Origin of the sequence: Bacillus sp. FSL R5-0593, assembly GCF_038603755.1 — a bacterium.
GTDB classification, from domain to species: Bacteria; Bacillota; Bacilli; order Bacillales; family Bacillaceae; genus Bacillus; species Bacillus velezensis.
The window spans coordinates 2,903,356-2,929,225 of sequence record NZ_CP152011.1 but is presented as its reverse complement, the minus strand read 5'-3'; the positions used below and the strand labels follow the sequence as shown (position 1 = coordinate 2,929,225).

At 44.0% G+C, this 25,870-nt stretch carries 20 protein-coding genes, 2 tRNA genes, 1 pseudogene and 1 other annotated feature; of the genes and pseudogenes, 22 read left to right on the top strand and 1 reads right to left on the bottom strand.

Annotated elements, in window-relative coordinates; all coding sequences use genetic code 11:
- Nucleotides 1–45: 45 nt before the first annotated feature.
- The 11 genes and pseudogenes from rph to NYE36_RS14405 all read left to right on the top strand — a co-directional run bounded on the left by rph (nt 46) and on the right by NYE36_RS14405 (nt 10,520).
- Nucleotides 46–783: a ribonuclease PH gene (gene rph, locus NYE36_RS14455; protein WP_007612934.1), complete on the top strand. Its 738-nt coding sequence runs from the start codon at nt 46–48 to the stop codon at nt 781–783.
- Nucleotides 784–794: 11 nt separating this feature from the next.
- On the top strand, nt 795–1,391 hold the full coding sequence (locus NYE36_RS14450) for an XTP/dITP diphosphatase (protein ID WP_088056439.1): 597 nt from the start codon (nt 795–797) through the stop codon (nt 1,389–1,391).
- A gap of 15 nt (nt 1,392–1,406) precedes the next feature.
- Nucleotides 1,407–1,916, top strand: a complete 510-nt coding sequence (locus NYE36_RS14445) for a metallophosphoesterase (RefSeq protein WP_015417943.1) — start codon at nt 1,407–1,409, stop codon at nt 1,914–1,916.
- 113 nt (nt 1,917–2,029) lie between these two features.
- A tRNA-Arg gene (locus NYE36_RS14440) sits at nt 2,030–2,103 on the top strand.
- 124 nt (nt 2,104–2,227) lie between these two features.
- Nucleotides 2,228–2,301: transfer RNA gene (locus NYE36_RS14435), tRNA-Arg, on the top strand.
- A 190-nt stretch (nt 2,302–2,491) separates the two neighbouring features.
- Nucleotides 2,492–2,740, top strand: coding sequence for a hypothetical protein (locus NYE36_RS14430; RefSeq protein ID WP_176428381.1), 249 nt, complete (start codon nt 2,492–2,494; stop codon nt 2,738–2,740).
- Nucleotides 2,741–2,950: 210 nt separating this feature from the next.
- The gene (hsdR, locus tag NYE36_RS14425) at nt 2,951–6,157 is read left to right on the top strand and encodes a type I restriction-modification system endonuclease (protein ID WP_094032204.1); all 3,207 of its coding nucleotides are present in this window, start codon (nt 2,951–2,953) and stop codon (nt 6,155–6,157) included.
- A gap of 132 nt (nt 6,158–6,289) precedes the next feature.
- Nucleotides 6,290–7,720, top strand: coding sequence for an N-6 DNA methylase (locus NYE36_RS14420; protein WP_025853159.1), 1,431 nt, complete (start codon nt 6,290–6,292; stop codon nt 7,718–7,720).
- Nucleotides 7,717–9,144 carry a restriction endonuclease subunit S gene (locus NYE36_RS14415; RefSeq protein WP_094032205.1) on the top strand — a complete coding sequence of 476 codons (1,428 nt, stop codon included), beginning with the start codon at nt 7,717–7,719 and terminating at the stop codon, nt 9,142–9,144. Before NYE36_RS14420 ends, NYE36_RS14415 begins: the two co-directional genes overlap by 4 nt.
- 344 nt (nt 9,145–9,488) lie before the next feature.
- A pseudogene (locus NYE36_RS14410) lies at nt 9,489–9,728 on the top strand (recombinase family protein); the annotation flags it as partial.
- A gap of 606 nt (nt 9,729–10,334) precedes the next feature.
- On the top strand, nt 10,335–10,520 hold the full coding sequence (locus tag NYE36_RS14405; protein WP_060674750.1) for a hypothetical protein: 186 nt from the start codon (nt 10,335–10,337) through the stop codon (nt 10,518–10,520).
- A 39-nt stretch (nt 10,521–10,559) separates the two neighbouring features.
- Here the strand turns inward: NYE36_RS14405 and NYE36_RS14400 are convergent, their stop codons facing one another.
- Nucleotides 10,560–10,910: a hypothetical protein gene (locus NYE36_RS14400; RefSeq protein ID WP_015417942.1), complete on the bottom strand. Its 351-nt coding sequence runs from the start codon at nt 10,908–10,910 to the stop codon at nt 10,560–10,562.
- Nucleotides 10,911–11,332: 422 nt separating this feature from the next.
- Nucleotides 11,333–11,584, top strand: a binding site (T-box leader).
- A gap of 119 nt (nt 11,585–11,703) precedes the next feature.
- Between NYE36_RS14400 and ilvB the strand changes: the two genes are divergently transcribed.
- The 11 genes from ilvB to lonB all read left to right on the top strand — a co-directional run bounded on the left by ilvB (nt 11,704) and on the right by lonB (nt 25,693).
- Nucleotides 11,704–13,428: an acetolactate synthase large subunit gene (gene ilvB, locus NYE36_RS14395; RefSeq protein WP_015417941.1), complete on the top strand. Its 1,725-nt coding sequence runs from the start codon at nt 11,704–11,706 to the stop codon at nt 13,426–13,428.
- Nucleotides 13,425–13,943, top strand: a complete 519-nt coding sequence (ilvN, locus tag NYE36_RS14390) for an acetolactate synthase small subunit (RefSeq protein WP_003152598.1) — start codon at nt 13,425–13,427, stop codon at nt 13,941–13,943. Before ilvB ends, ilvN begins: the two co-directional genes overlap by 4 nt.
- A gap of 22 nt (nt 13,944–13,965) precedes the next feature.
- The gene (gene ilvC / locus NYE36_RS14385) at nt 13,966–14,994 is read left to right on the top strand and encodes a ketol-acid reductoisomerase (protein WP_003152600.1); all 1,029 of its coding nucleotides are present in this window, start codon (nt 13,966–13,968) and stop codon (nt 14,992–14,994) included.
- The gene (locus NYE36_RS14380) at nt 14,981–16,537 is read left to right on the top strand and encodes a 2-isopropylmalate synthase (protein ID WP_032870763.1); all 1,557 of its coding nucleotides are present in this window, start codon (nt 14,981–14,983) and stop codon (nt 16,535–16,537) included. The genes ilvC and NYE36_RS14380 overlap by 14 nt, the downstream gene beginning before the upstream one ends.
- A 20-nt stretch (nt 16,538–16,557) precedes the next feature.
- Nucleotides 16,558–17,655 carry a 3-isopropylmalate dehydrogenase gene (gene leuB, locus NYE36_RS14375; protein WP_265451131.1) on the top strand — a complete coding sequence of 366 codons (1,098 nt, stop codon included), beginning with the start codon at nt 16,558–16,560 and terminating at the stop codon, nt 17,653–17,655.
- 49 nt (nt 17,656–17,704) lie between these two features.
- Nucleotides 17,705–19,123 (top strand): 3-isopropylmalate dehydratase large subunit, encoded by a 1,419-nt coding sequence (leuC, locus tag NYE36_RS14370; RefSeq protein WP_007408145.1) that lies wholly within the window; start codon nt 17,705–17,707, stop codon nt 19,121–19,123.
- 15 nt (nt 19,124–19,138) lie between these two features.
- On the top strand, nt 19,139–19,738 hold the full coding sequence (leuD, locus tag NYE36_RS14365; RefSeq protein WP_007408146.1) for a 3-isopropylmalate dehydratase small subunit: 600 nt from the start codon (nt 19,139–19,141) through the stop codon (nt 19,736–19,738).
- 117 nt (nt 19,739–19,855) lie between these two features.
- A complete protein-coding gene (gene ddcA, locus NYE36_RS14360; protein WP_265451132.1) occupies nt 19,856–20,860 on the top strand; it encodes a DNA damage checkpoint antagonist DdcA in 1,005 nt (334 codons plus the stop codon).
- A gap of 216 nt (nt 20,861–21,076) precedes the next feature.
- On the top strand, nt 21,077–22,351 hold the full coding sequence (gene tig / locus NYE36_RS14355) for a trigger factor (protein WP_241457591.1): 1,275 nt from the start codon (nt 21,077–21,079) through the stop codon (nt 22,349–22,351).
- A gap of 271 nt (nt 22,352–22,622) precedes the next feature.
- Entirely contained in the window at nt 22,623–23,885 is a 1,263-nt protein-coding gene (clpX, locus tag NYE36_RS14350) for an ATP-dependent protease ATP-binding subunit ClpX (protein WP_007408149.1), read from the top strand.
- A gap of 149 nt (nt 23,886–24,034) precedes the next feature.
- Entirely contained in the window at nt 24,035–25,693 is a 1,659-nt protein-coding gene (gene lonB, locus NYE36_RS14345) for an ATP-dependent protease LonB (RefSeq protein ID WP_327997698.1), read from the top strand.
- Nucleotides 25,694–25,870: the final 177 nt, after the last annotated feature.

Below are 25,870 nucleotides of genomic sequence, written 5' to 3'. Positions count from 1 at the left end.
CAATCCGGAACAAAAGGTTTATGTACATATAATCGGAGGTAAAATATGAGACACGACGGAAGACAGCACGATGAGCTGCGCCCTATCACATTTGATTTGGATTTTATCACTCACCCGGAAGGCTCTGTTTTAATTACAGCGGGAAATACGAAGGTCATCTGTAATGCATCTGTGGAAGACCGGGTGCCGCCATTTTTACGCGGCGGAGGAAAAGGCTGGATCACAGCGGAATACAGCATGCTTCCCCGCGCGACGAATCAAAGAACGATAAGAGAATCTTCAAAAGGAAAGGTCTCCGGCAGAACGATGGAAATTCAGCGGCTGATCGGGCGCGCGCTCCGGGCCGTCGTTGATTTGGAGAAGCTCGGCGAACGGACGATCTGGATCGACTGTGACGTCATTCAAGCTGACGGCGGAACAAGAACGGCTTCCATTACCGGCGCCTTCTTGGCAATGGCCATTGCGATCGGCAAACTCGTAAAAAGTGGCGTTATCAAAACCTCTCCTGTGACAGATTATCTCGCGGCCATTTCTGTCGGGATGGATAAAGAAGAAGGCCTTCTTTTGGATCTGAATTATGAAGAGGATTCGGCGGCTGAAGTCGACATGAATATCATCATGACGGGAAGCGGACGTTTTGTAGAGCTTCAAGGGACGGGCGAAGAAGCCACATTCTCCCGTGAAGATTTAAACGGACTGTTAAGCCTTGCCGAAAAAGGAATCCAGACGCTTATTCAAAAGCAAAAAGAAGTGCTGGGAGAAACATTGCCTGAACTGAAATAAGAAAGAGAGGCCTGATCACCGTGAAAGAAGCCATTATTGCGACACACAATCAGGGAAAAGTGAAAGAATTCAAGGAAATACTCGAACCGAAAGGCTACAGCGTCTCTTCTTTGGCGGAAATCGGATTTACGGAAGAAATTGAGGAAACCGGACATACCTTTGAAGAAAACGCCATCTTAAAAGCGGAAGCCGTGGCAAAAGCCGTAAACAAAATGGTCATTGCAGACGACTCCGGTTTATCGGTGGACAACCTTGGAGGCAGACCGGGCGTTTATTCAGCCCGTTATGCCGGAGAAGCAAAAGATGATAAGGCGAATATGGACAAGGTGCTGTCAGAATTAAAAGGCATCGAAAAAGAGCAGCGCACGGCCCGTTTCCGCTGCGCCCTTGCCGTCAGCATGCCGGGGCAGGAAACAAAAACGGTCGAAGGTCATGTTGAAGGGTATATTGCGGAAGGACCCGAGGGGGATAACGGGTTCGGCTATGATCCCATTTTTATTGTAAAAGATAAAGATAAAACCATGGCCCAGCTGACAAGCGCTCAGAAAAACAAAATCAGCCACAGGGCTGAGGCGCTCAAGAAACTGTCAAAGCTGCTTGATTCATAAGGGGGAGCGTATGCAATGAAAGTGCTGATAATAAGTGACAGTCACGGCCTTGAAGACGAGCTGGAGACGATTGCAAAGCGGCACGAAGACGAAGCGGATCTGATGATTCATTGCGGTGATTCAGAGCTTGACGCTGCACATCCGGCGCTTACGCCGTTTCACACGGTAAAAGGCAATTGCGACTTTGGCGGCGGGTTTCAGGATGAACTTCTTCTGGACGCAGGTTCAAAGAAAATTCTGGCCGTTCACGGGCATCTTCACGGCATTAAACAGTCACTTTTAACTGTTTTTTACCGGGCGGAAGAGCTTGGGGCGGATGTCGTCTGCTTCGGCCATTCACATATTGCCGGGAGTGAAGAGCTTCGGGGCAAGCTTTTGATTAATCCGGGCAGCATCCGTCTTCCGAGAGTCCGCAATGTGAAAAGCTATGCCATTCTTACTCTTACAGAAAGAGAAGGCGCCGTGACATTTTACGACGAAACGGGTCGGGAATTGAAGGACTTTGGGAATACAATCAGTTTTTAACAAGTGATGGGGGAGATTTCATTCTTCCCCATCAAAAGTTTTTAAAAAAATATTGACTTATGATTTGAACCTGTATATAATAAATCTTGTCGCTGATACATAAAGCAAAAGCTGTCCCAGTAGCTCAGCTGGATAGAGCAACGGCCTTCTAAGCCGTCGGTCGGGAGTTCGAATCTCTCCTGGGACGTACAAAAAAAGAGCTGGTGACATCAGAGTGAAAACTGATGCCGCTGGACTTTTTTATCGGATGACTATATTGTCAATTCGCTGATATCATGGTAAAATGATCAGCAGAACAATTTGATTTTCATGTCCCAGTAGCTCAGCCGGATAGAGCAACGGCCTTCTAAGCCGTCGGTCGGGAGTTCGAATCTCTCCTGGGACGCTAAGAAATCGGGTGTAAAGCCCGTCAAATCAACCTCTTATTTCGTTTAGTGAAACGGTCAGTATAACGGTCACGTAAGAAATTACACCTGTTATTGGCTTATATCACTTTCGGTATAGGAGGTTTTTTGTTGTGATCAAAAGAAAATGAAAATGAAGCTGACTATGTGCTAAAACGCAGGGTAAATATCATGAAAAAGGCTGAGAAACGTCACAAGCAAAGGCTTCAGGAATACAAGGAACAGAAGATTGGATTTGCCACTGAGGAAGAGGAAATATTTATTAGACTTTTCTACACGCAGCAAGAACTTGAAGATATCTTTGCTGGCTATGACTTGGGAGTTAAGAGGTTACACTTGCAGAATCTATATATGGAGCGGATGCGGCAATTATTCGATTTATATAACCTAAAAGGCACAAACTTTGTAGGAGTCTCTTAATTGAGGCTCTTCTTTTTATCGATCAAATCTGATGTCGCAGCTCCGATATTTAAACAATAACTAATAAAACCCGTCTTTTATTCACTTGGTTAAAGAATGAACCTAAACTAAGGAGCAGAGTAGAAAAAAGAGCGATACATATTATTCCTAATTTTTGCATGATTATAGTATAATAGACACAAACAACCTTTTAGGAAAACGGTGATAACAATGAGTGGCAACTTTTCATTTTTTCAAGGGAAATGGGATGTACTTGCTAACTTGGGAGAGACAGCTGAGAGAAATGTATATCATGACCCCCATACAACAGTAATGAAACTGCGATTGTTCGCTGAAACACTAACTAAATTTATTCTTGCCGCTGAAAATATTAAAGAGGCATATGGTACAACGCAAGTGGATCGCATTAACACTTTGCGTCGGGAAAGGTTACTTGAGCCTGAATTAATTGATATATTAGAGGCTCTTCGTCGCAAAGGGAATGTAGCGATGCATGAAGCGGATTATGGAAAAGTAGAAGAAGCAAAGGCTTTGTTGCAATTAACGTTCCGCTTGTCCATTTGGTTCATGGAGGTATATGGTGATTGGGATTTTCAAGCACCAGAGTATACAGAACTTCAAGAACAAGTAGAACAGAGTACAGAAACACTTCAGCGAGAATATGAGGAAAAAGTCAAAAAGCTTGAAGAAGAATTAGAGGCAATTCGTCGACAGGCGGAAGTGGAACAAGAAGAGGTAAAAATCGAGCGTAAAAAAATATCCAAAAACTTTATGCGTCGACAGCAATTAACTGAAGCCGAAACGCGTACGATTATTGATGGAAAACTACGTGCTGTTGGATGGGAAGTAGACACAACTGTACTAAATCATCAAAAGAACGGAACGCTGCCAGAGAAAAATCGAAACATGGCAATTGCTGAATGGAAGGTCAATGGCGGCAGGATTGACTATGCGTTGTTTATTGGCTTAAAGCTTGTTGGCTTTATTGAAGCTAAGGCAAAAAAGAAAACGATTCCTGGCGCATTAGAAAGTCAAACAAAAGTGTATGCAAAAAATGTGGCACAAGTCGAAGATGAAGTCATCACACCTACAACAGGTGAATATAAGGTGCCGTTCTTATACGCAACGAACGGCCGACCATACTTGAAACAACTTCAAGAAGAGTCGGGCATCTGGTTTTGGGATTCACGTAAACCGTTAGAACATGCTCGCCCATTAGAAGGCTGGCATTCACCTGACGACTTGCAGCTTCTTCTTAGTCAAGATGATAAGGATGCGAATAAACGGTTAGAAGAAGAGGATATTACGAAGTTTGGTTTGCGTCATTATCAGCAAAGAGCGGTACTTTCCGCTGAAGAGGGATTAAAAGAAGGGCAACGAAGAATGCTTATTGCAATGGCAACTGGAACTGGGAAAACTCGTACAGCTATCGCCCTCATGTATCGCTTAATTAAGTCCAAAAAATGTCGTCGTATTCTTTTCCTTGTAGACCGTAATTCGTTAGGAAAACAGACAGAGGATGCACTTAAGGATACAAAAATTGAAGGCTACTCATTTGCTGATATATACGATGTGAAATCTTTAGAAGACATGTCTCCAGAAGTTGAAACGAAGGTGCAAATTGCGACGGTGCAGGGAATGGTTAGAAGACTTTTCTATAGCGATAACGAAAAGCTTCCAAGTGTCGGGCAGTATGATTTCATCATTGTAGATGAAGCACATCGTGGCTATACAAGTGACAAAGAAATGTCAGAGGAAGAATTGAAATTCCGTGACCAAAATGATTATATTAGCCAATATCGACGTGTAATTGATTATTTTGATGCGGCATGTTTAGGACTTACTGCAACACCAGCTCTTCATACAACAGAGATTTTTGGTATGCCTATTTTTAAGTATTCTTATAGTGAAGCGGTTCTGGATGGCTACTTAGTTGACCATGAACCACCATATCTGTTTAAGACAGAACTTTCACAAGTCGGCATTACTCTTGAAAAAGACGAAGAAGTTGAAGTGTATGATGTTGATAAAGGCGAGATTCAACTAGAAAAAATGGAAGATACCATTCATTTTGAGGTTGAGCAGTTTAATAAACGGGTAATTACTGAACCTTTTAATCGGGCGGTTCTAAACAAACTGGTTGAATACATTGATCCGACAGGAAAAGAGAAAACTCTTATCTTTGCAGCCACTGACCAACACGCAGATTTGGTTGTTCGATTATTAAAGGAAGCCTTTAAAGAACGTGGCGATGAAATTGAAGATGATGCTATTATGAAAATTACTGGCTATATCTATAAGCCATTAGATGCCATTAAAAGGTTTAAGAACGAGCGGCTGCCAAATGTCGTTGTAACGGTTGATTTACTCACCACAGGCATTGACGTTCCTCCAATAACAAATCTAGTATTCTTACGGCGTATACAGTCTCGTATTCTTTATGACCAAATGCTTGGACGTGCAACCCGTCTTTGTCCCGACATTGGAAAAACACACTTTAACATTTACGATGCAGTGGGCATCTACGATAAATTGCAAAACTATACGGAGATGAAACCTGTTGTAAAGAAACAAAATTACAGTATCGGTGAACTATATGAATCACTTGCCAATGCTACTGCAGAAGATGAAGCTTCGTTTTATCGTGACCAATTGGCAGCGAAAATTCAGCGTCGCAAGCAAAGGCTGAATGAAGAAGGAAAACAAAAGTTTGAAGAATTGTCGAATGGAAAAAATGTGGATGAGTGGGCGAAAGAAATTCAGTTATATACTCCGCAAGAAGCAAAACAGCACAACATGTTATTTGAATATATGGAAGCCTATCGGGTAAAAGGCGAGAAACGATATATCTCCAACAAAGAGGATGAAGTAACAGATGTGGTTCGGGGATATGGTGAAGGAAACAAGAGACCAGAAGATTATTTAGAAGGTTTCGTTCGTTTTATCCAAGAAAATATTAATGAAATTCCCGCTCTTCATCTTATTTGCACACGACCGAAAGATTTAACAAGGCAGGATTTACGAGAACTTATTACCATTCTAGAAACGAAAGGCTTTAAGCAATCGCATTTGCAGACAGCTTGGAAGCAGACAAAAAATGAAGACATTGCAGCAGACATTATTAGCTTTATTCGCCAAGCTGCATTAGGTGAAGCGCTAGTTGCCCATGAAGCACGTATTAAACAGGCGATGCAAAAAGTGTATTCACTGCATGATTGGACTCCAAGACAGAAGAAATGGTTAGAGAGAATAGAAAAGCAATTACTTAAAGTGCCTGTATTAGCACCGACTGCAGAAGAGGCATTCTCGGAAGAACCATTTAAAACTCCGGGCGGCTATAAATTGCTGAAGCGGGAGTTCGGTGACTATATTGATACGGTTGTTACCACTATAAATGAGAACCTTTATATTAGTTAATAATGTGCCTCTTCATAGGGGCACTTTTTAAGTTATAATAGATAAGTTACTTTATCCTTGATTTTCACTTTAATGAGGTTTGAATGAGAATCCAACATTAAAATATACTCGGAGTTAGCAGGAGGCTGAAAAATGAACAACCAAGAAATCGTTCAAAAACTATGGAATTTATGTAATGTGTTACGTGATGATGGGATTACCTATCAGCAATATGTAACAGAGTTAACCTACTTATTATTCCTCAAAATGATGAAGGAGCAGGAAACAGAAGGTGTGATTCCAGAAGGGAATCGATGGGATGATTTGTTAGATAAAGAAGGTTTGGAATTAAAGACATTTTATCAGCGATTGTTACTTGAATTAGGAAGCAGTGAAAATGAGCGGCTGCGTCTAATATACAGTGATGCTTCTACAAGTATTGCTGAGCCGAAAAACTTAGAGAAGATTATTAAATCTATTGATGCCCTTGATTGGTACAATGCAAAAGAAGAAGGGCTAGGCAATCTTTATGAGGGTCTATTAGAGAAGAATGCAAGTGAAAAGAAATCAGGAGCGGGGCAATACTTCACACCTCGTGTATTAATTGATGTGATGGTTCAATTAATCGACCCGAAAATCGGTGAGCGGTGCGCTGACCCTGCAGCTGGAACATTCGGTTTCATGATTGCTGCAGACCAATATTTAAAGAATCAAACAGATGACTACTTCGATATAGAACCACAAGAAGCCGAGTTCCAAAAGAAAGAAGCTTTTGTAGGTATGGAACTTGTTAAAGATACGCATCGTCTGGCACTCATGAATGCGTTGCTTCATAATATCGAAGGACGTTTGGAACAAGGCGATACTTTATCGGGTAACGGGAAATGGATGAAGAACTTTGATGTTATTTTAACAAACCCGCCGTTCGGTACAAAAAAAGGCGGGGAACGGGTATCCCGTGACGATTTAACGTTTGAAACATCGAACAAACAGTTGAATTTCTTGCAGTTGATTTATAACGCATTAAAAGATGATGGAAATGCAAGAGCAGCGGTTATCTTGCCCGACAACGTCTTGTTTGAAAGCGGGATTGGCTCACAAATTCGTCGTGACTTGATGAACAAATGTAACTTACACACGATTTTACGCTTACCAACAGGAATTTTTTATGCGCAAGGTGTAAAAACTAATGTCTTATTCTTTACAAGGGGAACAACAGACCAAGATAACACGAAAGATGTTTGGGTCTATGACCTTCGTACAAATATGACTTCATTTGGAAAACGTAATCAGCTAACAATGGCTCATTTTGAAAACTTCATGAAGGCATATGTAGCTGAAGACCGTTCTAAGATAGAAGATGAGCGTTGGAATGTGTTTACACGAGAAGATATCGCAAAAAAAGATGATAGTTTAGATATTGGATTAATTGCAGATGAATCATTATCTTCATACGACAACTTGCCAGACCCAATTGCATCAGCAGAAGAAGCGATTGTGAAACTTCAACAGGCAATGGATTTATTAAATGAAGTAGTTGAGGAGTTACGTGCTGTTGAAGAGGATGAGGTGGTCAAACAGTGAGCAAAAATAAAAAGACCATTGAAGAGCTATTAGAAGAAGCTGTAGTTCCAAAGGAAGAGCAGACTTATGAAGTTCCTGAGAACTGGGTATATTTCAAATTCACTTCCATATTTGATGTACAAGGTGGCACTCAGCCCCCAAAAAGCCAATTTGTTGATGAAGAGAGAGAAGGATACGTTAGGTTAGTTCAAATTAGGGACTTTTCTTCTGATAAATATAAGACATATATTCCGAATACTCAAAAGCTAAGAAAAATGAAAGAAGAAGATATTCTAATAGCAAGATATGGTGCATCAATTGGAAGGATATTAACAGGACTAAGTGGTGCTTATAATGTCGCTTTGGCAAAAGTCGTTTATCCAAAGGGAAAAGTTGATAAGAAATTTTTATTTTGGCTATTGAAATCTGAACACTTTCAAATTCCTTTAATGGGTATATCTCGTTCTGCACAGTCGGGTTTTAATAAAAATGATTTATCTTATTTTAAAATGCCCTTGCCGCCATTAAATGAACAAAAACGGATTGCTGAGAAAGTGGAGCGTCTTTTAAGTAAAATTGAAGAAGCAAAGCAGTTGATTGAGGAAGCGAAGGATACGTTTGAACTTCGTCGAGCGGCTATTTTGGATAAGGCATTTCGTGGAGAATTGACAAGAAAGTGGAGAGAAGAAAATTCTCTTGAGAAAAAAGAAGTAGAGTTAATAAATGGAAATCAATCCATAGAATCAAATTCACCGTATTCAATACCAACTACATGGAAATGGCGTAAATTAAAAGATGTAGCTAGCTTTAAAAACGGTTTTGCATTTAAGAGTAAGGATTTTGTGGAACAAGGTATCCAATTGGTAAGGATGGGTAATCTCTATAAAAATGATTTAGCATTGGATAGAAACCCTGTTTATATGCCTTTAGATTTTGATGAAAAGATAATCGAAAAATATTCAGTTAAAAATGGGGATATTTTATTATCATTAACAGGCACTAAATATAAGAGAGATTACGGATATGCTGTTAGAGTGGAAGGGGTTGAAAAACCTTTACTTCTCAATCAACGAATCCTATCTTTAAATCCAAACTTTATGGATGAATATATTTTTTATTATCTTCAATCTTCTGTATTTAGGGATGTATTCTTTAGTTTTGAAACAGGTGGGGTTAATCAAGGAAACGTAGGCTCTAAGGCAGTAGAATCTATTTTAATTCCAATCCCCCCTTTAGAAGAAGCAAAAGAAATTGAAAAGATGTTAAATAATCTATTGAAAAATGAAAAAGAAACTTTGAAAATACTTAACGTTGAAGATAAATTAGAAACTTTAAAGCAGGCTACCCTCTCTAAAGCCTTCCGAGGAGAACTTGGAACAAATGACCCAAGGGAAGAAAATGCGATTGAATTGTTAAAAGAAGTTCTTCAAGAACAGGTAAAATAGTTGTAAGAAGGCATCCAAATTAATTGGATGTCTTTTATGGTTGTATACATGCCAAGTTGTGGTATTAGTTTGATACAGAACCACTCTCATTCACAAACTACAATCGGTAAATTTTCGATACGACTCAGATTCTCAATGTGATTTAACATGGTAAAGTAATAAGAGTTGCAGTGAAACCCTATTCGAGTTCGATAATAATATCGATAGCAGAGGGTGTAGACTTATAAGTGATATCAAAGAAAAGATACCGATGCCTCAAGGTGGAATCAATTATGGACAACAAAGAATTTGGACACGTTAGAGTAAGCAGCAGAGACCAAAATGAAGCATGACAACTGGATAGTATGTATGCTCTTGGAATTGATGAGCGTGATATACATATCGATAAGCAAATCGGGAAAGACTTCAATAGACCTCGATACCAAGCTTTGAAATTGCGTTTGCGAAAAGGAGATACGTTATACATACATTCATTAGATAGGCTAGGTCGTAACAAAGAGAGGATTTTAAACGAGTGGAAAGATATCACACAGAGCATTAAAGTACATATTGTTGAAATGGATATGCCATTGTTGTATACACAATGACTCATCGATTCTTTCATAGCTTACTTGGTGTTACAGGTATTATCGTGGGTTGCATCAGCATCGCAATAGGGACAGCATTCTTTGTTATCTCTCATGAAACCACTCCTTTAAATAAATACCTTTACGTTTTATAGCAGATTTAAGTACAACTGTTTTACCTTTTAAATAGGGTTGTTTTCTACTATATGAATGCTTGAATTATAAAGTGTAAGCAAATATAATAGAAAGTAAGTCAATCGGTCAAAGTTCGGAAAGTGATCGTTATACATGAACGTAACGATAGCGATATGTAAAGGATGAAGGCCGGATAGAGCAACGGCCTTCTAAGCCGTCGGTCGGGAGTTCGAATCTCTCCTGGGACGTATAAAAACCTCAAGCCCTGACAATGGGCTTGAGGTTTTTTTGTATTTTATTTTACGAAACAAAAGTTCCGTATTTGATGAAAATTGTAAAGTAATTTTAATATAAATGAAACTTAATGTAATATTTACCGTAATAAATATATGTATAAAGATACTTAAGGCGCCCTTGAGTGAAAAATTATCTAATTTCTATCATACATTTTGTCAATGAATGATAGAAAGACAGCAGGAGGAATTAGCTTTGAAGTACGCATTTGCATATAAAAATCACAAAATAGAAACGATCTTTTGCGGAAAAGACGAGCTGTTTGAGGAACTGAAGCAATTTTTAATCACTCAATGCGGTTTAATCATTGTTGAGGTTTCAAGGGCTGATTACTATACGGAGCAGGAAATGAATCAATGGAATGACCGTTATACCCTGTGAATATGAAAAGAAACCGGCCGTGTGAGACCGGTTTTTGTATCATCTGAATCCGCTCGGAGCGCTGAAGCCCCCGGCATGGCCGCTGAAACCGCCCCCGAGCGCGCCGGGATGCGCCCCGGCGCCGAGGCTTCCGCCGACGTCACTGAAGGATTGGCCGTAGTACCCGGTTGTATAAGGGTATGGGACGAATTGCTGCCCGGCGAATGACAGCGTGCTTTGCGGGGTCTGCTGTCCGTATCCGGATGACGGGAATCCCTGCTGAAAAGAAGGGCCGCCTTGATATGGTGCTGTATGCATCGGGGCCGGAGGATAATAAGACTGCGGCGGTAAGACCGGTAAAGGCGGAAATCCAGGAGGCAGGCCCTGCATGCCTGATAACATCTTATTCATGACATCACTCATTTCTTACGAGATAAGAACAGTGTATGCGTATGTCTGTATAAAGAGCCTGTTCAATCGAACGGAATATCTGACAAGCATGCCGGAAGGACAGAGAAAAATCGTGTAATAAAATGTGACATATTCGTATATGAACGGAAAAATTTCATGTAATCTTGAGAGATTAATAAAAAAATGATAAAAACTTTTAATATTTACAGATCCCTTTGTACCAGTAATGAAAGCGTATACAAAGTAGATTGATTAATCTAAATTGTCTAATAATTATAAAAATGCTGTTGACACTGCCTGCAAACGGGCGTAATATGAGTTCAAACAAAAATAAATAAATGATTCACGCTAAAAAGAAAAATCATAAAACACTGAAAAAACAAACAAATGAAGGTTCTTTTTCAATAAAAGAGCTGCCATAATAAAAAGCGCAGAAGAGGATAAGTAGCTTTGCTGAAGTTTTTCACAGAGAGCCGGTAACGCTGAGAGCCGGTAAAACAAATCAAAGTGAACTCCCCTCAGAGTGCCGGTCTGAAATGTAAAGAGTAGGACTCGGCCGAGTGAACACAATGTTTACTCGTTATCAAAACGGATAATCATTATCCATGAGACGGTCTGCATATGACCGTAAACAAGGGTGGTACCGCGGAAAGCAAAGCCTTTTCGCCCCTTTTGGCTATCGCATGAAATGCTTGGCTGAATGTGGGTGGGAAGGCTTTTTTATTTGCGTCAGCCGGCGCTGCGTTTTATGAATTGGATTTTAGAAGGGAACATTAAAAAGGAGGAACTGAAAATGGGCACAAATGTACAGGCGGATTCTTTGTCTGCCGAATGTACAAAAACAATGAACGGGGCTCTGATGCTGATTGAATCATTAAAGAAAGAAAATGTCGAGATGATCTTCGGCTATCCGGGGGGAGCCGTCCTTCCGATTTACGATAAACTGTATCAATCAGGATTGGTTCACATCCTGCCCCGCCACGAGCAAGGCGCGATTCATGCGGCAGAAGGGTATGCGAGAGTCTCCGGAAAGCCGGGGGTTGTGATTGCTACCTCAGGACCCGGAGCGACAAATTTAGTTACCGGTCTTGCGGATGCGATGATAGATTCATTGCCGCTCGTAGTGTTTACCGGTCAGGTGGCCACTTCGGTCATCGGCAGCGACGCTTTCCAGGAAGCCGACATTTTAGGAATTACGATGCCGATTACGAAACACAGCTACCAAGTCCGCCGTCCGGAAGATCTCCCCCGTGTGATTAAAGAGGCGTTCCATATCGCCACGACGGGAAGACCGGGTCCGGTATTAATTGATATACCGAAGGATGTCGCAGCATTTGAAGGAGAGTTCAGATATGATCACGAGATCAGCCTTCCGGGTTATCAGCCTGTAAAAGAGCCTAACTATCTGCAGATCCGAAAGCTCGTGGAAGCTGTCAGCAGTGCGAAAAAGCCGGTTATTTTAGCCGGAGCGGGTGTTTTGCACGGTAAAGCTTCAGAAGATTTAAAAAATTATGTCGAACAGCAGCAAATTCCGGTAGCGCACACGCTCCTCGGTCTGGGCGGTTTCCCGGCAGACCATCCTCTTTTTCTGGGAATGGCGGGGATGCACGGCACATACACAGCGAATATGGCGCTTTACCACTGTGACTTGTTGATCAGCATCGGAGCGCGGTTCGATGATCGCGTGACCGGAAATCTGAAGCATTTTGCAAAATCGGCCAAAGTGGCGCATATCGATATTGATCCTGCTGAAATCGGAAAAATTATCGAAACGCAGATTCCGGTGGTCGGCGACAGTAAAATCGTCCTTCAGGAATTATTGAAGCAAAACGGAAAACAGGGACAGACAGAGGAATGGAAACAGCAGCTTTCAGAATGGAAAGAAGAATATCCGCTTTGGTATACAGACAACAGAGAAGAGGGCTTGAAACCCCAAAAGCTGATTGAGTATATTCACCAATTCACAAACGGTGAGGCGATTGTGGCGACGGATGTCGGCCAGCACCAGATGTGGGCGGCTCAGTTTTATCCTTTCCGAAAGGCTGATAAGTGGGTAACCTCGGGGGGGCTCGGCACAATGGGCTTCGGCCTTCCGGCGGCTATCGGAGCTCAGCTGGCCGATCGTAACGCCACGGTCGTTGCCATCCTCGGAGACGGCGGTTTTCAGATGACCCTTCAGGAATTAGATGTCATCCGGCAGCTGAATCTTCCTGTCAAAGTGGTTATCTTGAACAACGAATGTCTGGGCATGGTCAGACAGTGGCAGGAAATCTTCTATGAAGAGCGCTATTCTGAATCCAAATTCTCGGCGCAGCCTGACTTTGTCAAATTGTCAGAAGCCTACGGCATTAAAGGCGTCCGGATTTCATCGGAGGAAGAGGCGGAAGAAGAGCTTAAAAAGGCGCTTTCATCAAAAGAACCGGCCGTTATTGACGTCCGGGTCGCCAAAAGCGAGAAAGTATTCCCGATGATTGCGCCGGGTAAAGGACTTCATGAAATGGTGGGGGTGAAACCTTGAAACGCATTATCACATTAACGGTGGTCAACCGCTCGGGAGTATTAAACCGGATCACCGGCCTGTTTACAAAAAGACACTATAATATCGAAAGCATCACTGTAGGCCACACGGAAACAAGCGGTGTTTCAAGGATTACATTTGTCGTCCATGTGGAAGGCGAAAATGACGTAGAGCAGCTGACAAAGCAGCTTAACAAACAAATTGACGTCCTGAAAGTGACGGATATTACAAACCAATCGATTGTACAGCGTGAGCTGGCATTAATCAAAGTTGTTTCCGCACCGTCGGCCAGAACGGAAATCAATGGAATCATTGAGCCGTTCAGAGCTTCCGTCGTTGATGTCTCAAGAGACAGCATCGTCGTTCAGGTTACCGGCGAATCTAATAAAATCGAAGCGCTCATAGAGCTGCTCAAACCTTACGGCATTAAAGAAATCGCGAGAACGGGCACAACGGCTTTTGCGAGGGGAACCCAGCAGAAGGCGTCATCCAATAAAACAATTTCAATTGTATAACACAAAAAAGGGAGAGATTAAAATGGTAAAAGTATATTATAACGGTGATATCAAAGAGAACGTATTGGCAGGTAAAAAAGTAGCGATTATCGGTTACGGTTCACAAGGTCACGCACATGCGCTGAACTTAAAAGAAAGCGGAATTGATGTCATTGTCGGCGTCAGACAAGGAAAATCATTTACACAGGCTCAAGAAGACGGTCATAAAGTCTTTTCGGTAAGAGAAGCGGCTGCCCAGGCAGATATCATTATGGTTCTTCTTCCGGATGAACAGCAGCAAAAAGTATATGAAGCTGAAATCAAAGATGAATTGACGGCGGGCAAGTCATTGGTATTCGCACACGGATTTAACGTCCATTTCCATCAGATCGTGCCTCCTGCTGATGTGGATGTATTCCTTGTCGCCCCTAAAGGACCGGGACACCTTGTCAGAAGAACATATGAACAAGGCGCGGGCGTACCGGCATTGTTTGCCATCTACCAGGATGTATCAGGCGAAGCGAAAGATACGGCTCTTGCTTATGCAAAAGGAATCGGCGGAGCGCGTGCGGGCGTTCTTGAAACAACATTTAAGGAAGAAACGGAAACGGATTTGTTCGGTGAGCAGGCTGTTCTGTGCGGAGGTTTAACGGCACTTGTCAAAGCGGGTTTTGAAACGCTGACAGAAGCCGGATACCAGCCTGAACTCGCATACTTCGAGTGTCTGCACGAACTGAAGCTGATCGTAGACTTGATGTATGAAGAAGGCTTGGCGGGCATGAGATACTCTATCTCTGATACGGCTCAATGGGGAGATTTTGTCTCAGGGCCGCGCGTAGTCGATGCGAAGGTAAAAGAATCGATGAAACAAGTATTAACGGATATTCAAAACGGTACATTCGCGAAAGAATGGATCGTGGAAAACCAAGTGAACCGTCCTCGCTTCAATGCGATCAATGCAAGTGAAAACGAGCATCAGATTGAAAAGGTCGGCAGACAGCTTCGTGAAATGATGCCGTTTGTCAAACAAGGCAAAAAGAAGGAAGCGGTGGTCTCCGTTGCGCAAAATTAATGTTTTCGACACGACCCTTCGTGACGGTGAACAATCCCCCGGGGTCAACCTCAATTCCCGGGAGAAACTGGCGATAGCCAAGCAGCTTGAAAGACTCGGGGTGGACATTATTGAAGCGGGATTTCCCGCTTCATCCCGAGGTGATTTTTTAGCTGTGCAGGAAATCGCAAGAACGATTAAAAATTGTTCGGTAACAGGGCTTGCCCGATCTGTCAAAGGTGACATCGACGCAGCCTGGGAAGCGCTGAAAGACGGGGCCAGCCCGCGGATTCACATCTTTATCGCCACCTCTGACATTCATCTGAAGCATAAGCTGAAAATGACGCGGGAAGAGGTTAAGGAAAAAGCGGTTGAAATGGTGAAGTATGCAAAAGAACGCTTTCCGATCGTTCAATGGTCAGCAGAAGACGCATGCCGCACCGAACTTCCGTTTCTGGCTGAAATCGTTGAAGAAGTGATTGATGCCGGCGCGAGCGTCATCAACCTGCCGGACACTGTAGGTTACCTGACGCCGGCTGAATACGGAAACATCTTTAAATATATGAAGGAACACGTTCCGAATATCAACCGGGTAAAGCTTTCAGCCCATTGCCACGATGATCTCGGAATGGCGGTTGCCAACTCGCTTTCGGCAATTGAGAACGGCGCTGATCAAATTGAATGCGCCATTAACGGCATAGGAGAAAGAGCCGGGAACGCCGCGCTAGAGGAAATCGCTGTTGCGCTTCATGTCAGAAATGACGCCCATCAAGCCGATTCATCCCTCAATCTTCATGAATTGAAGCGGACGAGTGATCTTGTCAGCAAACTGACGGGCATGGCCGTTCCCCGCAATAAAGCAATCGTCGGAGATAACGCTTTCGCACATGAGTCCGGCATTCACCAAGACGGTTTCCTGAAAGAAAAATCAACATATGAAATCATTTCACCGGAACTTGTCGGCGTGACTGCTGATGCGCTCGTACTCGGAAAGCATTCCGGACGCCATGCGTTCAAAGACCGCCTGAATGCGCTTGGATTCCAGTTTGATAGTGAGGAAATCAATAAATTTTTTACGATGTTTAAAGAACTGACCGAAAAGAAAAAAGAAATCACCGATGATGACTTGATTTCTCTTATTTTAGAAGAAAAAGTGACAGACAAAAAAATCGGCTATGAATTTTTGTCTCTGCAAGTGCATTACGGGACGTCTCAGGTGCCGACTGCAACAGTCTCTTTAAAAAATCAGGAAAACGAACAGCTGATTCAAGAGGCGGCAACGGGGGCGGGCAGCGTAGAAGCCGTTTATAATACGCTCGGGCGCTGCATCGATAAAAATATTGAACTGACAGACTACCGCATCCAATCCAACCGGAAAGGCGAAGACGCGCTGGCTCAAGTTTTTGTCAGAGTGACCGTGAACGGAAAAGAAACATCAGGGCGGGGAATCGCGCAGGATGTTCTGGAAGCTTCTGCTAAAGCTTATCTGAACGCCGTGAACCGGCAGCTGGTGCTGGATTGCAATTTAGACGGATTAAAGAGACAGACTGCGGTCGGCTCGTAATAGAAAGGAGAACGTTTGATTTGAAAAAACGTATTGCTTTGCTGCCCGGTGACGGAATCGGACCGGAAGTGGTGGAATCAGCGGCAGATGTATTGAAAAGCGTTGCCGAACAATTCGGACATGAATTTGAATTTGAAAACGGGCTGATCGGGGGAGCGGCTATTGACGCCCATCAAAACCCCCTTCCTGAGGAGACGGTGGCTCTTTGTGAAAGATCCGACGCCATCCTGCTCGGGGCAGTCGGCGGGCCGAAATGGGACCAAAATCCTCCGGAGCTCAGACCGGAAAAAGGCCTGCTCGGCATCAGAAAAAAACTCGGCCTGTTTGCCAATCTGCGTCCCGTGACCGTATTTGAAAGCCTGTCTGAGGCGTCTCCGCTGAAAAAAGAATATATCAGCGGCGTCGACTTTGTAATCGTCAGGGAACTGACGGGCGGCCTCTACTTCGGAGAACCGAGCAGACAGTATGTCAATGAAACGGGAGAAAAGGAAGCGGTCGATACCCTTTTTTATAAGAAAGAAGAAATCGCACGCGTTGTCAGAGAAGCTTTTAAGATGGCTGCCGGCAGAAAAGGAAAAGTGACGTCCGTTGATAAGGCGAATGTGCTTTCTTCAAGCAGGCTGTGGCGTGAAACAGCGGATGAAATCGCAAAAGAATTTCCTGATGTGACGCTTGAACATATGCTTGTCGATAATGCCGCGATGCAGCTCATCTACGCTCCGAGCCAATTTGACGTCATCGTAACTGAGAATATGTTCGGCGATATTTTAAGCGATGAAGCCTCCATGCTGACAGGCTCGCTCGGCATGCTGCCGTCAGCCAGTTTATCAAGTTCAGGTCTTCACTTGTTTGAACCCGTGCATGGATCTGCGCCTGACATCGCCGGTAAAGGGATGGCCAATCCGTTTGCGGCGATTTTATCAGCGGCGATGCTTTTGAGAACATCTTTCGGGCTTGAAAACGAAGCGCAGGCGGTGGAAAAAGCGGTCGCAAAGGTGCTTGCAGACGGCAGCCGTACACGTGATATCGCCCGGGACGGCCAATATGCCGGAACGCATGACATTACTGAAAAAGTAAAAGCCGCATTAGCCGGCTCGAATACAAAATCTATAGTGTGACGCTTTAAAGAAAGCGGTCTTAGTTCATAGGTAGAGGGAGGAAACAAAGATGATGCCTCGAACAATCATCGAAAAGATTTGGGATCGGCATGTTGTAAAAAGCGGTGAAGGAAAACCCGACCTTCTCTATATTGATCTGCACCTCATTCATGAGGTGACGTCTCCTCAGGCGTTTGAAGGGTTAAGACAGAAGGGGAGAAAGGTCAGACGGCCGCAGAATACATTCGCGACGATGGACCACAATATTCCGACCGTCAACCGTTTTGACATTAAAGATGAAGTCGCAAAGCGCCAAGTAACCGCGCTTGAACGGAATTGTGAGGAGTTTGGCGTCCGTCTTGCGGATCTTCACAGCGCAGACCAGGGGATCGTTCACGTAGTCGGGCCTGAGCTTGGTCTGACACTTCCGGGGAAAACGATCGTTTGCGGAGACAGCCATACATCGACTCACGGTGCATTCGGGGCGCTTGCCTTCGGTATCGGCACAAGTGAGGTGGAACATGTTCTTTCCACTCAGACATTGTGGCAGCAGCGGCCGAAAACGCTTGAAATCCGTGTTGACGGAACGCTCCAAAAAGGAGTGACCGCGAAGGATGTCATCTTGTCGGTCATCGGAAAATACGGGGTGAAATTCGGTACCGGATATGTCATTGAATACACCGGGGAAGTATTCAGAAACATGTCTATGGACGAACGCATGACCGTCTGCAATATGTCAATAGAAGCGGGAGCCCGGGCGGGACTGATCGCTCCGGATGACACGACGATTGAATATTGTAAAAACCGTAAATACGCGCCAAAAGGCGAGGAATTTGAAAAAGCCGCCGCAGAATGGAAAGCGTTAAAAACCGATCCGGGCGCCGTATACGATCATTCCATCGTACTAGACGGCAGCGAGATTTCTCCAATGGTAACATGGGGCGTCAATCCCGGTATGGTTCTTCCGGTCGATGCCCAAATACCGGCGCCGGAAACGATTGATTCTGAAGACGGTAAAAAAGAAGCCATCCGCGCGTACGAATACATGGGAATTTCACCGAATCAAAAAATTGAAGATATTAAAGTCGAGCATGTGTTTATCGGCTCCTGTACAAATTCGCGGATGACCGATCTTCGCCAGGCTGCGGATATGATCAAAGGCCGAAAAGTCGCCGACAGCGTCAGAGCCATTGTGGTGCCGGGTTCTCAAAGCGTGAAACAGCAGGCCGAAGAAGAAGGGCTGCACCGCGTGTTTCTCGAGGCCGGCTTTGAATGGAGAGAATCAGGCTGCAGCATGTGCCTCAGTATGAACAATGATGTCGTGCCTGAAGGGGAACGATGCGCTTCCACTTCCAACCGCAACTTCGAAGGCAGACAGGGAAAAGGCGCGAGAACACACCTTGTCAGTCCGGCGATGGCGGCAATGGCAGCCATTCACGGGCATTTCGTCGATGTAAGAAAGTTTTATCAAGAAAAAACAGTTGTGTAAGGAGTGCGCGAAAAGATGGAACCTTTAAAAACGCATACGGGAAAAGCGGCCGTCTTAAACCGGATCAACGTCGATACGGACCAGATTATTCCGAAACAGTTTTTGAAAAGAATTGAAAGAACCGGATACGGCAGATTCGCGTTTTTTGATTGGAGATACCTTGAGAACGGTGAGCCTGATCCTGAATTTGAATTAAACCGCAAAGTCTATGAAGGCGCGTCCATATTAATTGCCGGAGAGAATTTCGGCTGCGGATCATCCCGTGAGCACGCTCCTTGGGCGCTGGATGATTACGGCTTCAAAATCATCATTGCTCCGTCATTTGCCGATATTTTTCATCAAAACTGTTTTAAAAACGGTATGCTTCCCATCCGTATGCCGTATGATCAGTGGAAAAAACTCGCCGGTCAATATGAAAATCAGTCTCTTAACATGACGGTTGATCTGGAAAACCAGCTCATTCACGACAGTGAAGGAAAAGAGATTTCATTTGAAGTCGATCCTCACTGGAAGGAAATGCTGATAAACGGCTATGATGAAATTTCATTAACGCTTCTGCTGGAGGACGACATTCAGCAGTTTGAATCGAAAAGAAGTTCATGGCTTCAAGCCTGAAAAAAGCCGCCCGGCATCTGTCCGGCGGCTTTTTTTACCGTGCACACCATCCTTTCTTGTGTTTCCTGACGCGTGTTGATACACTTGAACAAAATAGCGCCTGAAAGGAAATAAAGTATGACGCATGACAAGAAAAAAGCTGATATCATTCCTTTCCCCCGTCTGAAAGAACGCTTGGTTGATAAAGGGATGGCCGCCATGAAGGATAAACAGTATCAGGAGGCCCTCGAACTGTTTTCAGAGGCGGTAAGCCACGGCGATACCGAGTCCGACGTGCATTTAGGCATGGCGATTTGTTTTCTGGAACTCGGGGAATTGGAAGAAGCAAAACAAGTTTGCGAGAAAATGCTGAATGAAGGGTACGGCCATTATTTCACCGTACTGCAGGTGTACATGACCATTTTAATTCAGCTGAAACAATATGAAGAAGTCAAAAGCACAATTGAAGCTGTGCTGGAAGAAAACCAGCTGCCCGCAGAAAGTGCGGAGCAATTCTACCGGCTGCTCGAATTCAGCCGCAAAATGACCGATCCCGACCAGCAGGATGAAGCGTGGGAGGAGGAATACGAGGACATTCTTGATGCGGAAAAAGTGCTGAACAACCCCGCTGAACAAATGAATCTGATTCATTCTCTCAAAGACCGCAATATTGCAAAATACACGGGTCTCTTAAAAACGATTCTTCAAGATCCGGGCGCACATCCGCTTATCAAAACGATGATTTTGACGCTGATGGCGGAGCACGACTACAGCAAGCCGGTTCATATTACAAAATTCGGCGATTCAATGACCGCGGTTCCGAGTGAAACGGTTCAGCCTGATGCGGCTCCGGTTTTGCATCGCGTTCTCCGGGTGCTTGATGAAACGCTCGGCAATGAAAACCCTACATTATACGCTGCCGTCGAGGAGCTGTGGAGAAGGCATCTGTACGTCCTGCACCCTTTTATGCCGAAGTTTTTGAACGCAGATTTATGGGCGGCGGCGCTTCATAAGGTCGGTTACGAGATGCACGGCATTGACATTGAGCCGGAGGAACTTCATATGATGTACGAGTTTGACAGCCGCGAACTTGAAGAAGCCTGCACGATGATTAAGGATATTGAAGAAATTTCTTATTTGTAAATCACACCATATAGTTGAAAGCGGTAGGCGTTATGTTATAATATAGTGGTTGTATTTATGTATAGCGGTTTAACTGAAATGAGAATTACGGTTGGACAGGCTGCCAGTTCATTACATAATGATTCTGATTCAAAGCGGTTTTTTCTTTGACAAACCCGCGGATTGCTTTAGAATGGAAGACCGACACAACCTGAATAGATTTTTGGAGGGAAACACATGTCTGTAAAATGGGAAAAACAAGAAGGCAACGAAGGCGTATTAACGGTTGAAGTTGATGCGGATACGTTCAAAACAGCTCTTGATGATGCATTTAAAAAAGTAGTAAAACAGGTTTCTATTCCTGGATTCCGCAAAGGGAAAGTTCCCCGCGGTTTATTCGAACAGCGTTTCGGCGTTGAAGCTCTTTACCAGGATGCTTTAGATATTTTACTTCCTGTAGAATACCCTAAAGCGGTTGAAGAAGCCGGCATTGAGCCTGTAGACCGCCCTGAAATCGATGTTGAAAAAATCGAAAAAGGCGAAAGCTTGATTTTCACTGCAAAAGTGACTGTAAAACCGGAAGTGAAACTTGGCGACTACAAAGGCTTAGGAATCGAAAAAGATGACACTGCCGTTACTGACGAAGATGTACAAAACGAACTTAAAGCGCTTCAAGAGCGTCAGGCTGAGCTTGTCGTGAAAGAAGAAGGCGCTGTTGAAAACGGCGATACAGTCGTTCTTGACTTCGAAGGTTTCGTTGACGGCGAAGCGTTTGAAGGCGGAAAAGCTGAGAACTACTCACTTGAAGTAGGATCAGGTTCATTCATCCCGGGCTTCGAAGAGCAGTTAACAGGCCTTGAATCAGGCGCTGAAAAGGATGTTGAAGTAACATTCCCTGAAGAGTACCACGCTGAAGAGCTTGCCGGAAAACCAGCTGTTTTCAAAGTGAAAATTCATGAAATCAAAGCGAAAGAGCTTCCTGAGCTTAACGACGAATTCGCAAAAGACATTGACGAAGAAGTTGAAACGCTTGCTGAATTAACTGAGAAAACAAAAAAACGCCTTGAAGAAGCAAAAGAAAACGAAGCTGACGCTAAATTGCGTGAAGAGCTTGTTCTGAAAGCATCTGAAAACGCTGAAGCTGATGTTCCTCAAGCGATGATCGACACTGAGCTTGACCGCATGCTGAAAGAATTCGAACAGCGTCTGCAAATGCAAGGCATGAACCTTGAGCTTTACACTCAATTCTCAGGCCAAGACGAAAACGCGTTAAAAGAGCAAATGAAAGAAGATGCCGCAAAACGCGTAAAATCAAACCTGACTCTTGAAGCGATCGCTCAAGCTGAAAACCTTGAAGTAACGGACGAAGAAGTTGAAGCTGAGCTGACTAAAATGGCTGAAGCTTACAACATGCCGGTTGAAAACATCAAGCAGGCAATCGGTTCAACTGACGCGATGAAAGAAGATTTAAAAGTTCGAAAAGCAATTGATTTTCTTGTAGAAAACCGTTAATATGGTTCATAATAATAGACATAATAAAACAGGGCGCGATTAATTCGTGCCTTGTTTTGTACAATTATGATATAACTCTTTTTCTTGGGGCAAGATAGTCATTGCCGGGCTGTTTTTCGTCATACATATAGAATGTGCAAGTGCGAAACACATTGTTACCGTCTTACTGGAAAGTATGGTAAAATGCAATACATACTCGATCGTAGCAAGAACCGTTTTCTTTTGCCCTTCAGGTAAAAGAAAAAGTGAGACAAGATTAAGGGGTGAAAGAATGTTTAAATTCAACGAGGAAAAAGGACAATTGAAATGCTCGTTCTGCGGAAAAACGCAAGATCAGGTTCGTAAGCTGGTTGCAGGACCGGGTGTATATATATGCGACGAATGTATTGAGCTCTGTACAGAAATCGTAGAGGAAGAGCTTGGTACAGAAGAAGAAGTCGAATTTAAAGACGTTCCGAAGCCGCAGGAAATCCGTGAGATTCTGAATGAATATGTCATCGGACAGGATCAGGCGAAGAAATCACTTGCGGTTGCGGTATACAACCATTACAAACGCATCAACTCCAACAGTAAAGTGGATGATGTCGAGCTTTCTAAAAGTAATATTTCTTTAATCGGACCGACTGGGAGCGGGAAAACACTTCTTGCCCAGACGCTTGCGCGTATTCTGAACGTGCCGTTTGCGATCGCGGACGCTACATCTCTGACTGAAGCCGGATATGTCGGTGAGGACGTAGAAAACATCCTCCTCAAGCTGATTCAGGCAGCAGACTATGATGTGGAAAAGGCAGAAAAAGGCATTATTTATATCGATGAAATCGATAAAGTAGCGCGAAAATCTGAAAACCCGTCCATTACACGCGACGTATCAGGCGAAGGCGTTCAGCAGGCGCTGCTGAAAATTCTTGAAGGAACGGTTGCAAGCGTGCCGCCTCAAGGAGGACGTAAACATCCTCATCAGGAATTCATCCAGATCGATACGACGAACATCCTGTTCATTTGCGGCGGTGCATTTGACGGCATCGAACAAATCATCAAACGCCGTCTCGGACAAAAAGTCATCGGCTTCGGCTCAGATAATAAAGCGGCAGACCTTGAAAAAGAAGAACTGCTTTCTAAAGTTCTTCCGGAAGACTTGCTCCGTTTCGGTCTGATTCCTGAATTCATCGGCCGTCTTCCTGTCATTGCAAGCCTTGAGCAGCTTGACGAAACGGCACTGGTTGAAATTCTGACTAAACCGAAAAACGCACTCGTCAAACAATACAAGAAAATGTTAGAACTTGATGATGTCGAGCTTGAATTTGAAGACGAGGCATTATCTGAAATTGCGAAAAAAGCGATCGAGCGTAAAACAGGCGCACGCGGCCTGCGTTCTATCATTGAAGGCATCATGCTTGACGTCATGTTTGATCTGCCGTCCCGCGATGATATTGAAAAATGTGTCATTACCGGAGCGACAGTCGCAGACGGTGAAGCACCGCGTCTTGTATTAAAAGACGGCACAGTTGTCGGCCAAGATAAAACATCAGCATAACATGACAAAACCTCCTGACTCGAATTGATCAGGAGGTTTTTTTCTTGTCCTGACCCTTCTGAAAATGTTTATTCCGGGCTTTGCTGGGAGATACTAGCGGACAGAGGAATGAATTGGATACATAAATCGTTTTTTCAGGAGGGACCAGCATGAGTTGGACAGGGATCGCATTATTTGTACAGCTGTTTTTCGGGATAGTCATCGGATTATATTTTTGGAATTTGCTCAAAAACCAGCGTACACAAAAAGTGACGATAGATAAAGAATCAAAAAAAGAAATGGAACAGCTGCGCAAAATGCGCGCCATCAGTTTATCAGAACCTTTATCAGAAAAGGTGCGGCCGAAAAGCTTTCAGGACATTGTCGGCCAGGAAGACGGAATTAAAGCGTTAAAAGCAGCGCTTTGCGGACCGAACCCGCAGCACGTCATTATTTACGGTCCTCCGGGAGTCGGTAAAACGGCTGCGGCGCGGCTGGTATTGGAAGAAGCGAAAAAACATAAACAGTCACCGTTTCAAAAGCAGGCTGTTTTTGTTGAACTTGATGCGACGACCGCGCGATTTGATGAACGGGGGATTGCCGATCCGCTTATCGGTTCAGTGCATGATCCGATTTATCAGGGAGCGGGTGCGATGGGCCAAGCAGGCATTCCGCAGCCGAAACAGGGGGCTGTGACTCATGCGCACGGCGGCGTACTATTTATTGATGAAATCGGCGAGCTTCACCCGATTCAGATGAATAAAATGCTGAAGGTGCTTGAAGATCGAAAAGTATTTTTAGACAGTGCGTATTACAGTGAAGAAAATACGCAAATACCGAATCACATTCATGATATTTTTCAAAATGGGCTTCCGGCAGATTTCCGTTTGATCGGAGCGACAACGAGAATGCCGAATGAAATTCCGCCGGCCATCCGTTCGCGCTGTCTTGAAGTATTTTTCCGCGAGCTGGAAAAGGATGAACTTAAAATCGTTGCGAAAAAAGCAGCCGACAAAATTCAGAAAGAGATTTCTGACGAAGCTCTCAGTGTGCTGACCACATATACGAGAAACGGACGTGAAGCCGTCAATATGATCCAGATCGCCGCCGGCATGGCGGTGACTGAGGACAGAAAAGAAATTACGACAGAAGATATAGAATGGGTTGTTCATTCCAGTCAGCTTACACCTAAAAATGAGCAGAAAATCGCCGATGAACCGCAAGTCGGCATCGTGAACGGACTTGCCGTCTACGGGCCGAACAGCGGCGCATTGCTGGAAATCGAAGTGAATGTCACACCTGCGCAGGACAAAGGAAGCCTGAATATCACGGGAATTGCAGAGGAAGAAAGCATCGGCAGCCAATCGAAGTCGATCCGCCGCAAAAGCATGGCGAAGGGATCTGTGGAAAATGTTCTGACGGTTCTCCGCACAATGGGCATCAAACCTTCAGACTATGACATTCACATCAATTTTCCGGGCGGAGGTCCGATTGACGGACCTTCAGCAGGTATCGCGATGGCTGCGGGGATTTTTTCCGCGATTCACCGCATCCCGATCGACCATACGGTGGCGATGACGGGAGAAATCAGCCTGACGGGGCTTGTCAAACCGATCGGCGGCGTCATTCCGAAAATTAAAGCCGCAAAACAGGCCGGAGCAAAAACGGTCATTATCCCATATGAAAATCAGCAGTCCATTCTGAAACGAATAGACGGAATCACCATTAAAGCGGTAAAAACGTTCCAGGAAGTGCTGGACGTCATATTGGTTGACCCTCCTTCAGAACAAAAACCGTTTGATATCCAAATGAATAAAGAATCCGTATAAACCCCATTTTTATAATGGGGTTTTTTTATGGAGGACATCTTTTCCTTTTTCAGAACAGAAAGAAAGGGTATACTACGAAGAGACTGTTTTATATACAGGGCAGGCGGATAAGCCGATTAAAGCCCGATCCCGGAATTGTACAACGATGAAAAAGTTGTATTATAATGGTTCATACTA

Coding starts and splice junctions, on each gene's coding strand:
- clpX (WP_007408149.1), top strand. CDS start 22,623: ATGTTTAAATTCAACGAGGAAAAAGGACAATTGAAATGCTCGTTCTGC.
- ilvB (WP_015417941.1), top strand. CDS start 11,704: ATGGGCACAAATGTACAGGCGGATTCTTTGTCTGCCGAATGTACAAAA.
- NYE36_RS14430 (WP_176428381.1), top strand. CDS start 2,492: ATGAAAAAGGCTGAGAAACGTCACAAGCAAAGGCTTCAGGAATACAAG.
- lonB (WP_327997698.1), top strand. CDS start 24,035: ATGAGTTGGACAGGGATCGCATTATTTGTACAGCTGTTTTTCGGGATA.
- hsdR (WP_094032204.1), top strand. CDS start 2,951: ATGAGTGGCAACTTTTCATTTTTTCAAGGGAAATGGGATGTACTTGCT.
- tig (WP_241457591.1), top strand. CDS start 21,077: ATGTCTGTAAAATGGGAAAAACAAGAAGGCAACGAAGGCGTATTAACG.
- ilvC (WP_003152600.1), top strand. CDS start 13,966: ATGGTAAAAGTATATTATAACGGTGATATCAAAGAGAACGTATTGGCA.
- ddcA (WP_265451132.1), top strand. CDS start 19,856: ATGACGCATGACAAGAAAAAAGCTGATATCATTCCTTTCCCCCGTCTG.
- leuD (WP_007408146.1), top strand. CDS start 19,139: ATGGAACCTTTAAAAACGCATACGGGAAAAGCGGCCGTCTTAAACCGG.
- leuC (WP_007408145.1), top strand. CDS start 17,705: ATGATGCCTCGAACAATCATCGAAAAGATTTGGGATCGGCATGTTGTA.
- NYE36_RS14445 (WP_015417943.1), top strand. CDS start 1,407: ATGAAAGTGCTGATAATAAGTGACAGTCACGGCCTTGAAGACGAGCTG.
- NYE36_RS14400 (WP_015417942.1), bottom strand. CDS start 10,910: ATGAATAAGATGTTATCAGGCATGCAGGGCCTGCCTCCTGGATTTCCG.
- NYE36_RS14420 (WP_025853159.1), top strand. CDS start 6,290: ATGAACAACCAAGAAATCGTTCAAAAACTATGGAATTTATGTAATGTG.
- rph (WP_007612934.1), top strand. CDS start 46: ATGAGACACGACGGAAGACAGCACGATGAGCTGCGCCCTATCACATTT.